This is a genomic window from Lysinibacillus sp. NPDC092081, assembly GCF_044755845.1.
Classification (GTDB): domain Bacteria; phylum Bacillota; class Bacilli; order Bacillales_A; family Planococcaceae; genus Lysinibacillus.
Genome location: NZ_JBIVRU010000018.1, coordinates 51,201 through 65,043 on the forward strand (window position 1 = coordinate 51,201; position 13,843 = coordinate 65,043).

General features: G+C 37.9%; 11 protein-coding genes. 10 read left to right on the forward strand and 1 reads right to left on the reverse strand.

Features of this window, described 5'->3' with window-relative positions; translation table 11 throughout:
• Nucleotides 1–119: 119 nt before the first annotated feature.
• Nucleotides 120–2,084: a methyl-accepting chemotaxis protein gene (locus tag ACIQLB_RS19965; protein WP_400729800.1), complete on the forward strand. Its 1,965-nt coding sequence runs from the start codon at nucleotides 120–122 to the stop codon at nucleotides 2,082–2,084.
• Nucleotides 2,085–2,135: 51 nt separating this feature from the next.
• Here ACIQLB_RS19965 and ACIQLB_RS19970 read toward each other — a convergent pair whose 3' ends face one another.
• Nucleotides 2,136–3,530 (reverse strand): alanine/glycine:cation symporter family protein, encoded by a 1,395-nt coding sequence (locus ACIQLB_RS19970; protein WP_400729804.1) that lies wholly within the window; start codon nucleotides 3,528–3,530, stop codon nucleotides 2,136–2,138.
• A gap of 572 nt (nucleotides 3,531–4,102) precedes the next feature.
• Between ACIQLB_RS19970 and ACIQLB_RS19975 the strand changes: the two genes are divergently transcribed.
• From ACIQLB_RS19975 to ACIQLB_RS20015, 9 genes are all read left to right on the forward strand, one after another.
• Nucleotides 4,103–4,801, forward strand: a complete 699-nt coding sequence (locus ACIQLB_RS19975) for an aspartate/glutamate racemase family protein (protein WP_400729807.1) — start codon at nucleotides 4,103–4,105, stop codon at nucleotides 4,799–4,801.
• 1 nt (nucleotide 4,802) lies between these two features.
• Nucleotides 4,803–5,846, forward strand: a complete 1,044-nt coding sequence (locus tag ACIQLB_RS19980) for a DmpA family aminopeptidase (RefSeq protein WP_400729810.1) — start codon at nucleotides 4,803–4,805, stop codon at nucleotides 5,844–5,846.
• The gene (locus tag ACIQLB_RS19985; protein WP_400729813.1) at nucleotides 5,815–6,780 is read left to right on the forward strand and encodes a hypothetical protein; all 966 of its coding nucleotides are present in this window, start codon (nucleotides 5,815–5,817) and stop codon (nucleotides 6,778–6,780) included. Before ACIQLB_RS19980 ends, ACIQLB_RS19985 begins: the two co-directional genes overlap by 32 nt.
• Nucleotides 6,781–7,160: 380 nt before the next feature.
• Nucleotides 7,161–7,853 (forward strand): M15 family metallopeptidase, encoded by a 693-nt coding sequence (locus ACIQLB_RS19990; protein ID WP_400729816.1) that lies wholly within the window; start codon nucleotides 7,161–7,163, stop codon nucleotides 7,851–7,853.
• On the forward strand, nucleotides 7,850–8,644 hold the full coding sequence (locus tag ACIQLB_RS19995) for a M55 family metallopeptidase (protein WP_400729819.1): 795 nt from the start codon (nucleotides 7,850–7,852) through the stop codon (nucleotides 8,642–8,644). The genes ACIQLB_RS19990 and ACIQLB_RS19995 overlap by 4 nt, the downstream gene beginning before the upstream one ends.
• A 23-nt stretch (nucleotides 8,645–8,667) precedes the next feature.
• Nucleotides 8,668–9,732, forward strand: a complete 1,065-nt coding sequence (locus ACIQLB_RS20000) for a dipeptide epimerase (protein ID WP_400729822.1) — start codon at nucleotides 8,668–8,670, stop codon at nucleotides 9,730–9,732.
• A 162-nt stretch (nucleotides 9,733–9,894) separates the two neighbouring features.
• The gene (locus ACIQLB_RS20005; protein ID WP_400729825.1) at nucleotides 9,895–11,724 is read left to right on the forward strand and encodes a peptide ABC transporter substrate-binding protein; all 1,830 of its coding nucleotides are present in this window, start codon (nucleotides 9,895–9,897) and stop codon (nucleotides 11,722–11,724) included.
• A 191-nt stretch (nucleotides 11,725–11,915) separates the two neighbouring features.
• Complete coding sequence (locus ACIQLB_RS20010; RefSeq protein WP_400729828.1) at nucleotides 11,916–12,863, forward strand: ABC transporter permease; 948 nt, start codon at nucleotides 11,916–11,918, stop codon at nucleotides 12,861–12,863.
• Nucleotides 12,863–13,837: an ABC transporter permease gene (locus tag ACIQLB_RS20015; RefSeq protein WP_400729831.1), complete on the forward strand. Its 975-nt coding sequence runs from the start codon at nucleotides 12,863–12,865 to the stop codon at nucleotides 13,835–13,837. The genes ACIQLB_RS20010 and ACIQLB_RS20015 overlap by 1 nt, the downstream gene beginning before the upstream one ends.
• Nucleotides 13,838–13,843: the final 6 nt, after the last annotated feature.

Here is a 13,843-nt window from a genome sequence, read left to right on the forward strand (position 1 = left end):
CGGTATGAGAAGGGAAGTTAGTGAGCCGGGGTGGTATTCTTTTTTGAGTTTAAAAAGAAACCACAAAATTAGACAAAATACATACTAAAAACTATTAATGATAAAAGGAGAGCTGTGGCATGAAACGATTATTTGGAAGCTTTAAGGGTAAGCTCTACACATTATTTGCTCTTATCTTACTTATCCCAGTTATTTCTGTAGGAAGCTTATCGTATCTTTCAGCAAAGAATTCGATAAAAGAAGAAATACTTTTTAGTGCGAATGAAAGTGTAAATATTTTAAATACGTTAATTGATAAAACAATTAGCGAAAAAGAAAACGACATCAATGTGTTTAGCGAGGAAATAGATTCTTCTAAGTATGAACAGCAGGGATCTGTAATACAAACAAAATTTCAACAATATATAAAGCTACATCCGGATGTTCTGAGCATTTATATTGGAACAAATGAGGGATCATTATTTCTAGAACCAAAATCGAATAGCGCCGAATATAACCTTTTGGAACGAGACTGGTATAAAAAAGCTACAGCATTAAAGGGAGAAGTTTTAATTACGGATCCATATATAGATGCTGGAACTGGAGATATGGTCGTAACAATTGCTCGTCAGGTAAAGGATCAATCTGGGGTAGTGGCAATTGATATAAAATTGACAAACCTTCAAAAAGTCTCAAGCTCTATTAGTATCGGAAAAAATGGATATCCTTCTATTTTTGGTGACAATAATTTGGTCATTTCACATCCTACGTTAGAAGCAGGTAAGGAATTAAACGAGAGCTTCCTCAATCAAATGTATGACAGCAAATCTGGCACGTATGATTATGTCTTTGACGGTGATGACCGTATTATGTTCTTTACAACGAATGAATCGACAAATTGGAAAATCACAGGTACAATTTTTGCAAAGGAAATTGACCAATCAGCATCATCCATTTTGAAAAAAACGTTTCTCGTACTAATTGCTGCGATTGTAATCAGTTCGATTGTATTCTTTTTTGTCATGAAGGCAATTATAAAACCGATTAGATTACTAAAGGATAGTGCAGTAACCATTAGTAAAGGTGATTTAACAGAGAAAGTGACAATCACTTCTCATGACGAGATCGGACAGCTAGGACAAGCCTTTAACGATATGCAAGAAAGTTTAAGGACACTTATTCAAAAAATAGAACAAAATGCTGAGGAGGTAGCTTCGTCGGCAGAAGAGTTAACAGCCAATGCCACTCAAACGAGCATTGCTACAGAAAAGGTGGCCATTTCGATTCAAGATGTTGCGACGAGTGCTGACACGCAAACGACGAGTGCCAATAAGAATGCAGAGTCGTTACAGGAGCTTTCGAAGGCTATTCTCCATATCACGGAAATCTCTTCTACTGTGACGGATCTTTCACAGCATGCAACATTACAGGCAGATGAAGGTGGAAAGGCAGTCCAAAATACAAAAGATCAAATGCATTCTATCCATTTATCGGTGACCGATTCAAACATGAAAATTCAAACACTACATGAACGCTCTAAGCAAATTACGTCCATTTTAGATGTAATTACAAGCATTGCAGATCAAACGAACTTACTTGCTCTTAATGCAGCGATTGAGGCAGCAAGAGCAGGAGAGCACGGAAAAGGCTTTGCAGTTGTTGCTGATGAAGTGAGAAAGCTGGCAGAGCAATCACAGAATTCTGCACAACAAATTTTCGAGCTAATCCATGGCATTCAGTTAGAAACAGAACAATCTGTAAACATCATGGCAAAAGTTACAGAAGATGTTCAAAATGGACTACATGTATCGGATGAAGCCATTACGAAATTCCAAGTCATTAAGACAAGCATGGATGAAATTACTCCTAAAATGGAAGAGGTATCTTCTGCATCTGAACAAATGTCAGCAAGTGTACAAGAGGTGACAGCTGTTACGGAGGATTTGGCATTCTCTGCACAAGGAAATGCAGCTGCTTCAGAGGACGTTGCTGCGTCTACAGAGGAACAATTAGCTTCGATGGAAGAAATTAATGCTTCTGCACAAGCTCTTGCGCATATGGCAGATGAGCTAAAACAGCTAATTAGTCAATTTAAATATCAATAGAATCGGACATAAAAAACGCCATTCCGTTTGAGGAATGGCGTTTTTGAATAATTATCGATCTTCTTCCCAGCAATCAGTATTTTTCAATGTTGGGATTGATTTTGCATAAAATACAGGATTTTTGCCTGCATTCCGTTGCATAGTAAAGTCGTCTAACACACGGAAGGCAATTTTACCAAGTAACAGGATGACCGTAATATTGATGATAGCCATTAGTCCCATGAAGAGATCTGCTAAGTTCCAAACAAGCTCTACTTGCGCAAGAGAACCAAACATCACCATAGCAAGAACTAAAATACGGTAGCTAAACATCCAGCCTTTATGAGCATTCATAAACTCAATATTAGATTCACCGTAATAGTAATTTCCAACGATGGAACTAAAGGCAAAGAAAATAATAGCAATAGCGATAAAGTAAGGAGCCCATGAACCTACATGAACAGCTAAGGAATTTTGTGTAAGAATAATTCCATTGCTTTCACCTGTATTATATAGACCCGCTAAAATAATGATAAACGCTGTTGCAGAACAAATCATAATTGTATCAAAAAATACACCTAAACTTTGCACTAATCCTTGCTTCGCAGGATGTGAGGTATTAGCTGTTGCTGCAGCGTTAGGGACACTACCCATACCGGCTTCATTGGAAAATAAGCCACGGCGTACACCTTGCATAATAGCAGCTCCAATCGCACCACCAGCAGCTTCCTGAAGACCAAATGCTTGCGAGAAAATCAGCTTGAATACAGCCGGTATTTCAGTCAGATTCGTTACAATAACAAAAAGGGCTACAGCTAAATAGAAAATCGCCATCACAGGTACAAGTACTTGCGTAACTTTTACAATTCTATGTACGCCACCAAAAATAATCATGGCCGTTAACATAACTAACATAATACCAATGATAGAAGGCTTAATATGAAATGCCTCACCTACAGAAGTTGCAATCGTATTCGATTGTACCGCATTAAATATAAAGCCAAAGCTTAACGTTAAAAGAATACCAAAAACAATCCCTAATTTACGTTTACCTAAAGCTTTTTCCATATAATATGCTGGTCCACCACGGAACGTATCGCCATCCTTTACTTTGTACACCTGTGCAAGCGTACTTTCAATAAAGGCAGTCGCCATTCCTAATATGGCGATAATCCACATCCAAAATACCGCTCCAGGTCCACCTACTCCGATTGCTAATGCAACGCCTGTAATATTCCCAGTACCTACACGTGAGGCTGCGCTAATCGTAAAGGCTTGGAACGGAGAAACACCTGACTCTCCCTCTCTTTTTTCCACTATTAAACGAAACATTTCAGGGAAAAGTCGAATTTGCACAAACTTTGTGCCAAAGGAAAAATACAATCCTGCAACTAATAATAATATAATGAGGATATATGTCCATAAAACATTATTAGCATCATTTACAATATTCGAAATCCATTCCATTTGCTTACCTCCAATCTCAATACGTTTTAGTCTACACTGTTTTTTTGTATTATATCCACTTTTTGAAAATACTGAATTTTAGAAATGAATTTGATGTGAAAAATATTTTTACAATAGTAGAAATATTTAGTTCAAAGTCCGGTGCAGTGACGAAGATAATAGATACTTGCTAGTACTCAATACAGAAATATGTCGAAATTTTACCGAGTAATAATACCAAAGAAAAATGTCTATTGAAAGGAAAAGGAGGTAACGTATAGGATTTTACTTTCTTTTGCATTGGTACTTTCTGGTGATGGTTATGTTAATTAGATATTTGCAAGGATTATCGAAAAGAAAGGCTGAAGAAATGGAAGAACAGTGTTAAAGCTAGTAAAAGGTTATTTTTCGAAAATTCTCTTATTTCTCCTAGGATTTTTAGTATAATAATAAAGTTAAAGGCTCATCACCAAAAGTTGGGTATGAAATTTGTTAAAACCTATTCTAAGTATATAAGTTGATTGGACGCGCCCAGTCGGAACGGAAATCTACCCAATGTTATGATGAAAAGCCAAATTAAAGGGGGAAATTGCGTGAAAACAATTGGCATGATTGGCGGAATGAGCTGGGAGTCTTCTGCAGAGTATTATCGTTTTATGAATGAAGAGGTAAAGCAACAATTAGGAGGCTTGCATTCAGCAAAATGTATTTTGTATAGTGTAGATTTTCAAGAAATCGAGCAATACCAAGCAGAGGGAGCGTGGGAGAAGGCCGGTCAAGTACTAGGAGAAGCAGCGCAATCTTTAGAGAGTGCAGGGGCAGATTTTATTGTCATTTGTACAAATACAATGCACAAGGTCATTGATATCATTGCGGCAAAGATCACTATTCCAATTTTACATATTGCGGATGCGACAGCAAATCAAATAGAAAAAGCTAGTTTACAGAAAGTTGCCCTTCTTGGGACGAAGTACACGATGGAGCAAGATTTCTATAGAGCTAGAGTAGAGGGGTTTGGCATTGAGGTACTTGTTCCGCTTGCGAACGAGCGTACTGAGGTCAATCGTATCATTTATGAAGAATTATGCTTGGGTCGAATTGAACAAACATCGAAGGACTATTATTTACAGGTGATTGGGAACCTTGTGCAATCGGGAGCACAAGGAATTATATTAGGTTGTACAGAGATTGGATTACTAATTAAACAGGAGGATGTTAACGTACCTGTTTTTGATACAACAGTTTTACATGCACAGGCTGCTGTAAATATGGCGATTCATAAGGGGGATTAATATGCCAAAAAAAGTACGAGAAATAGGGATCGTCATTGGAACGTTACCAACTGGTGAGAAAAACTGTATTACCGATGTAGCTGGCGTACATGTAGGACATGTAACGCTTGACGAAAAAATAAATCAAGACGGCGCATATGCCTGTACAGGAGTAACTGCGATTTTACCGCATGAAGGCAATTTATTTCAGCAAAAAGTTACTGCTGCAAGCTATGTGATAAATGGCTTTGGGAAAACAACAGGGCTCGTGCAGGTGAATGAGCTTGGGGTTATTGAATCACCGATTATGTTAACGAATACATTTGGCGTTCCAGCTGTAACTCAGGGAACGCTGCAATTTATGCTAGATACGAATAGTGAAATTGGCCATTCGACAGGAACTATTAATATCGTAGTTGGGGAATGTAACGATAGTTATTTAAACTCCATTCGAGAATGTCCTATCACACTTGAGCATGCTGTAGAGGCGATTCGCAGGGCGTCAAATGAAACTGCAGAGGAAGGGGCAGTTGGTGCAGGAAAAGGAATGATGTGCTTTGGTTACAAAGGTGGGATTGGCTCATCTTCCCGAATCGTGACACATGGGTCAACGAACTATACGGTAGGCTGTATGGTCCTTAGTAATTTCGGGCAAAGCTCAGAGTTTCTAGCACATCAATATCTTGCGTCTAACGGTCAAAGCGAATCGATATTATCTCCAACAGATGGCTCCATTATCATCGTACTTGCCACAGATGCTCCACTTAGTAGTCGTCAACTGACACGTGTCATTAAACGTTGTGGTATCGGTCTAGGGCGTACAGGCAGTCACTTTTCACATGGCAGTGGGGATATAGTCATTGGCTTTACAACAGCACATCATATCGCTCATCAATCTGATCAGTTTGTCGAAACACGTACACAACTACGTGAGGATCATCCTATCATGAATCAATTATTTGCTGCAGCTGCAGAAGCAACAGAGGAAGCCATTTTAAATTCCCTTTCACAGGCACAGACTACAGTTGGTCGAAATGGACATAAAGTTGAAGCTTATCAATTTTAAATTTGCAAATGTTGGGATGTCATTAGATGAAATTGTAGAGCATATTAATTTTAGCCCTTTACTACCGAATGATAAACAAATGCAAAATATCTATAATTTTTCATTGCGCCCGGAAACAAAAGATGATCGTAGTTCTATTTACTTTTATGCAAAACTTCAGAATGGAATTATTCGAGTAAAACAATTTTTCTATGATTGGGCTCTACCTTTTATTTATGCAGATACAAATTTAGTTAAACAAGGTAATCCTTTTATCATTAATAATAGAGTCGGCTTTGTTGGAATTGATTATAAAAATAACAAAGCTCTAAGCTATTCTGTAGGATTGACAACTGTGGAGATATCCGTTTTTGAAGGTGATGCCACGGATGATGAGTTAATAGAATACCTTGCAAAATTAATGGTAATAAACCTTGATCTGTCACAAAAATCATTTGCTACTGTAAGTTACACAGCTAGATATGATCAAGGAAAATGGGGAGAAGATGAAGTAACGAGGGTAAAATGGTTTAAACCAGGAACAATTAATTTGGATAATACTTTCTCAGAGACATTATTAGATTATAAGTTAGACTCGGTTGGGATTGGTAAAGAAACGAATGAAGTTCAATTACTATATCGACAAAAAGAAAATCTTACAGATGGGTGTTGGATTTCAATAGCACCGCATACTTTCGAACAAGATTTACCAAAAGCTTTAGGGAGAAATATTGGAACTCGTCAAAAATGGAGATTTAGATTATTGAGAATTCCATATGAAAATAGAAAAATTGAAGTATATTATGGAGTTCAAGAAACTAAAAATCCAGCAAGATGGTTCTGGTTTAGCTTTGATAATAAAATTATTCAATGTCATATTCGTTCTTCAGTAAATGAATCCTCATCTTTAGTGCGTGAAATATTAATAAAAATACTATTTAGTTGGCTTGTTTAGTAGAAATAGCTAGAAGAATTTACCTCCATTTTGATTAATATCAAAATGGAGGTTTTTTTATAACTGAACAAGTCTGAGTTCATTTCGTCATTTTTTATTATCTTTCGGTAATCTTCTCCCCCCTCCGCGAATAAAATTCTTAAATAGGTGAAGAAACATTGTTTTTCGACTTCTTGCATAAATTATTTGGCGTATGTTGTTTGATAAGAAGAGAATAGCTATTACTCTGTCATATTTCTTTTTTTATCTAGTCAATAAATTTAAGGTATGATACATTCATTAAAAACTGAATTATCCAAAAATTTTATCGAAATCTGAAATTGGAGGTGTGTACTATACATGACGCTGTTTTTCTTCCTATTGAGGAAAATAAAACTTTAATGAGGGACTCAACGCCAGCAGTTCTTGAAAATGGCGAGCAGTTAATTCAAATTGGAGAAGAACATTCGAGGATTTTTATTCACCCAATTTACTATCATCAAAAAACACCAAACAGTTTACAAGCAATTTATTTACGTCAAAGTGTGTATGAACGATTAACACAAGCGCTATTATTATTGTCTAAAAATTATAGCCTTATCTTATATGATGGCTATCGTCCGTTCCAAGTACAGCAATTTTTGTTTACGAGTTTTTCCAAGCAAATCGCACAGCGTTTTCCACATTTTACTGAGCTAGAGGTTGTGAAAGAAACCCGAAAGTATGTTGCATTTCCTAGCATTGATCATGCTCATTTTGCCCCTCATTTAACAGGTGGAGCGATTGATGTGACACTAGGAGATTTAGATGGCAATGCTTTAAATTTAGGTACAGCATTTGATGAAATCAGCGAAAAGTCTGCGACACGCTATTTTGAACAACATCCAGAGGAAGATTGGGAAGCCTGTGTTCATCGACGTCTTCTATATAACTGTATGACAATGGTTGGCTTTACGAATTATTCAGAGGAATGGTGGCATTACGATTTTAATAATGTTTCATGGGCAAGACGTGTAGGTGCTCAAGAAGCTAGTTATGGGGCTGTGGAAGCAATTATCCAAGACTATAAAGTAAAGGAGTTTCGATTTCTATGAAGGTCTATATTAGTGCAGATATTGAAGGGATTACTGGCACAACAGCTTGGAGTGAGACGGAGCTAAACGCGCCAGATTATCAGTTTTTCCAAAAGCAAATGACTAAGGAAGTAGAAGCCGCAATAGAGGGGGCTATTCTTGGTGGAGCAACAGAAATTTTATTAAAGGATGCTCATGATTCAGCACGTAATCTTGATATTTCTAATCTACCAGTAAATTGCAAGGTTATTCGTGGTTGGACGTATGACCCGATGTGTATGGTTGCGGGACTTGATAAGAGCTTCGATCGCGCCATTTTTATTGGCTATCATAGTAAAGGTGGAAGCGCGCGTAATCCTTTAGCACATACGCTTTGTGTTTTTGCTGATGTGAAAATTAATGGGGAGTACGCGAGCGAATTTTTAATTAATACGTATGCGGCTGCTTTACACGGTGTTCCCGTTTCGTTTGTTAGTGGAGATGTAGGATTAACAGAGGAAATTCAATCTATCAATGATAACATCATCACATTTGCCACGAAAGAAGGGATAGGAAATGCGACCATTAGTGTAAGTCCACAGCTGACGATTAACGAAACGAAACGACTTGTTGAGGACTCGATGAAGGTGTCACGTGAAGATTTACAAGTGACATTACCTGAGCGCTTTCAAGTGGAAATCATTTATCGTGATCATACACGAGCTTATCGAAATTCTTTCTATCCGAATGCTACGTTTAAACCACATAATACAGTGGAATTCGTAACAGATGATTTTTATGAGGTGCTTCGAATTTTACAGTTCTTAACATAAGTAACGAAAAGGTAGGTGAATGGATGAAAATTAAAAATATTGTCGTGGGGAAGGTAGAGGCACCGCTTATAACACCGTTTAAAACAGCCTTAAGAACAGTTCATAGCATTCACAATATTGCCGTCTATGTCCATGCTGATAATGGGCAAATAGGCATCGGTGAAGCGGCACCGACTGCAGCCATTACTGGTGAAACACTAGGGTCTATTTCGCACGCTATCGAAGAGTATATAAAGCCAGCCATTATCGGGATGGATATTGAAGAATTGACAGAAATCATGGAGCGCATCGACAGCAGTATTTATCAAAACACCAGTGCAAAAGCCGCCGTAGATATGGCGATTTATGATTTATTTGCTAAATACTATCAAACACCTCTGTACAAATTATTAGGAGGCTATCGGAAAGAATTAGTAACAGATATTACGATAAGTGTAAATGATTCAGAAGAAATGGTGAAGGATAGTATAGCCGCCGTACAGCGAGGTTTTCAAATTTTAAAGATCAAGGTGGGGAAAGATCCAGCAGGTGATGTAGAGCGAGTTGTCGCTATTCGTGATGCAGTTGGACACGCTATAACATTACGAGTTGACGCGAATCAGGGCTGGACACCGAAGCAAGCTGTACAAATTATTGGTGCACTGGAAGATGCGGGTGCGAATGTTGAATTGGTGGAGCAGCCTGTTCATTGCCATGATCTAGTAGGAATGCAATTCGTGACGGCCAATACATTGACAAATATTTTGGCGGATGAAAGTGTTTTCTCCGCAAAAGACGCCTATACAATTATTGAAAAGCGAGCTGCCGATTTGATTAATATTAAGCTCATGAAAACAGGAGGCATATATCAAGCGCAGAAAATTTGCCACATTGCGGAGGCAAACGACATACCATGCATGATTGGCTGTATGCTAGAGACAAAAATTAGCGTAAGTGCTGCTGCACATTTTGCCGCATCACAGAAAAATATCACGATGGTAGATTTAGACGGACCAAGTTTATGTTTGAAAGATCCTATTGCAGGTGGTCCAATATTTGAAAATGATCGAATTAGGATGACGGATGCAGTTGGGATAGGATTTTCATAATAAGGTATTGCTTTAATCAGGGAGGGGTTCGTCACCCTACTGACTGTAAATAGAACCAATCTGGCTTTACGGATAGTTAATCTCTCACTTTTTTTGTTCCGTTATAGTGGGATTTTTGACTGTCACTTTATGTAGATAAATAAGATTACTAGGGGGATGCTTATGATCAAAAGGTATTGGTTGCTTTTCGTGTGTCTTGTTGTCATGCTTTGTGCAGCCTGTAGCGATGATTCTTCAAGTGAAAAAAAATCAGAGTACCGCGTTGTTTATTCGGGGGAAATAAAAACGTTAAATTACTTAAAGACCTCTGAAACCAATGAGTTTGCTGTAGCAGCGAACTTGGTGGATGGATTAATTGAGTATGATAAGTATGGTGTTGTACAACCAAGCATAGCCAAAGAATGGTCATCAAATGACGATGCTACAGTTTGGACGTTCAAGCTACGTGATGATGCAAAATGGGTTACTCATGATGGGAAAGAGTATGCGGATGTTGTTGCTCAAGATTTTGTAGATGGCTTACATTATGTGCTTGATGCAAAAAATGAATCATCAACAGCTTGGATTGCGACGGTCGTAAAAAATGGGGAATCCTTCTATAACGGTGATATGACAGATTTTACGAAGGTTGGCATAAAGGCAATCGATAAACATACCGTAGAATACACTTTAGAAACGCCTACACCTTATTTCCTTTCTATGTTGAACTATGTCTGCTTCTTCCCGGTTAATGGTAAGTTTATCGCAGAAAAAGGTGATAGTTTTGGTACAACTCGCGAAAATTTCCTTTATAACGGATCCTTTATTTTAGATAAATTTGAACCGCAAAATGAGCGAGTACTTGTGAAAAATGATACGTATTGGGATAAAGACAATGTCCTGATTGATCGTATTCGCTATAAGTACAATAAAGAAGCGGCTACAGTAGAACCAGAATTATTTTTACGAGGAGAAGTCGATTCAGCCAGTATTCCAACTTCTATTATTGATGAGTGGTTTAAAGATGAAAAGAAAAAATCACAAATTCGTCAAACACAAAATAACTTCTATACGTATTTCTTTGCATTAAACTTTAATCCGCAGTTTGATGCAGAATACGAGCCTGAAAATTGGAAGAAAGCGGTCAATAATAAAGATTTTCGAAAATCATTGTTCCATGCGCTTGACCGCGAATCTGCGATGCTAACGTTAGAACCTTATAATCCAAAAGATTTACTTAGCAACACGATTACTCCTAAAAACTTTGTCAATGTGGCGGGGGTTGACTATACACAGTTAGCACCACTAGCTGATATTTCAAATAACGACTCCTTCAACAAGGAGAAGGCATTGGAATACAAGGAAAAAGCGAAAAAAGCGCTAGAAGGAAAAGTAACTTTCCCAGTAAAAGTGTTAATGCCTTATAACTCCGGTGGTCCAGATTGGGCAAATCGTTCACAAGTGGTTGAACAGCAGATTGAAAAATTATTAGGTACTGATTATGTGGATATTATCATAGAGGCTGGACCATCAACAGGCTTTTTATCAGAGGTTCGTAAACCTGGTAAATTTGCTTTACTCGAAGCAAACTGGGGTCCAGACTATGCCGATCCATCAACGTATACGGATCCATTCACTGCAGACGGTACTTATAATAAACCAGAGCTAGCTGAAGGATATACTGAAGCGAATGGAAAATCGAAATATCAAAACTTAGTGGACGAAGCAAAAGCGACGATCGATACAGCAAAACGTTACGAACTGTTTGCCAAAGCGGAAGCCTTCTTAATTGATGAGGCATTTGTTATCCCTTATTCTGTAGGGGGTAGCGGCTATGTTGCCTCTAAATTAAATCCATTTGAAGCTCAATACTCTCCATTTGGTGTGACTTCCGAGAAATTTAAAGGTCAGCATATTTTAGACAAACCAATGAGTAACGATGAGTTTAAAGAAGCTTTAGCGAAGTGGGAGCAAGAACGTGCGGATGCGTTAGCTAAAGCTGAAAATGATTGAAAATTCAATCATTTTCAGCTTTATCCCCATGAGTGTTAGTTGAAAAAATCGGACTTTAGGGTAGTTAATGCTGAAAAAAACATAATTGCTCCATTCAAGATAAATGTTCAAAAGCAATGAGTATTGATGAAGGAGATACCGAAATAGAAAAGTCGGCATCTCCTTCAGTCTTTCTGAAGAAGGAGGATGAAATGATGCTGAGGTATATAGGTAAACGTTTATTACAATCAGTTTTAACACTATTTATTATTATTACGATTGTTTTTTCATTACTACGTTTAATGCCAGAAGAAGGTTATTTAGGAGCAGCAGCGAATAAAATGTCACCTGCACAACAAGAAGTATATTTAACGAATTTAGGTTTACGTGACCCGTTACTTGTACAGTTGGGAAATTTTTACGCTAAGCTGTTTCATGGTGATTTAGGTAAATCCGTTACATATCGGACAGATGTACCAGTCGTCACGATTATTGCAGATAAGATCATGTATTCCTTGCTATTTGGTTTAGGGGCGGTTGCGCTATCTCTTCTAATTGGAGTTCCGCTCGGAATATTGATGGCCCAGATGAAGGGACGCTGGTTGGACCGCTTAGGGACTGGTTATATTGTCATTATCGTTGCAGTGCCAGCAGCCGTCTATTATTTAGTGATTCAAATGTATATTACAGAATTGTTTCATTTGCCAATGCTTTTTGATGAGTATAGGCCCATTACTTGGATTTTACCACTTACTTCAATGGCACTAGCGCCGACTGCCTCCTATGCCATGTGGATGCGACGTTATATGGTGGATGAACTAAACAAGGATTATATCAAACTAGCAAGAGCTAAAGGCGTTAAAGAGCGTACTTTAATGTTTAAACATGTACTACGAAACGCCTTTATTCCGATGGCACAGTATTTACCAACGACTATTCTTTTTACCATTACAGGTTCCATCTACATTGAATCCTTATATTCCATTCCTGGTATGGGGGGCTTACTCGTAGATGCTATACAGCGACAGGATAATACGATTGTACAAGGCTTAGTGCTTGTTTTCTCTTCACTGGGAATTATCGGACTCATTTTAGGTGATATTGCAATGGCCCTTGTTGATCCGCGGATTAAATTAGGGAAAGGGGAGAGTGTACGTTAATGGGAATGTATTCAGAAGAAATAAACAATATCTCAAACAAATCACGTGAAACATTGTTCGAATTGGCGGAAGTAGATGAACGTCAAGCTGAAGAAACAGCCTATTCTAATTATTCCTATTGGCGTTCAACATGGAAATCCTTTTTGAAAAATCGCTTCGCTGTCTTTTTATTAGTTGGCGTGCTTATTATCGTAGGTTTCACCATTTTACAGCCGTATTTACCAGCGCAAAAATCACCGACTGAAATATATTTAGATGAGCAGACAGGCCTCCAAGCACGTAATATTGCACCAAACGCTGAATTTTGGTTTGGGACAAATTCCATTGGGCAGGATTTATGGGCGCGTATTTGGGCAGGGACAAGAACCTCGTTATTTATTGGCTGTGTCGTTGCTTTAGTAGAGGCTATCGTTGGTATTACAGTCGGTACAATTTGGGGCTTTTCGCGTAAATTAGAGTTGCCCATCACACAGCTTTACAACGTCGTTGATAACATACCGACGACCATCGTACTTATTTTAATGTCCTATATTTTGCGACCAAGTATTTCAACTATAATTATTGCCATGTGTATTACTGGTTGGGTAGAAATGGCGAGATTTATACGCAATCAAATTGTGATTTTACGCGATCGTGAATATAACTTAGCCTCAAAATGTTTAGGAACACCTGATTACCGAATTATCTTAAAAAATCTATTACCCTATCTCATTTCGGTCATTATGCTACGAATGAGTCTAGCCATCCCATTTGCAATAGGCTCAGAAGTCTTTTTAACATACATCGGATTAGGATTACCGATTAGTGAGCCGTCTTTAGGAAATTTAATCAATGAAGGACGAGTACTCATGATGTCTCCAGAATTAAGATACCAGCTCATTTTTCCAAGTATTGTATTAAGTATGATTACAATCGCATTTTATATTATAGGAAATTCATTTGCAGACGCAGCAGATCCGAAAAATCACGTATAAAGGGGG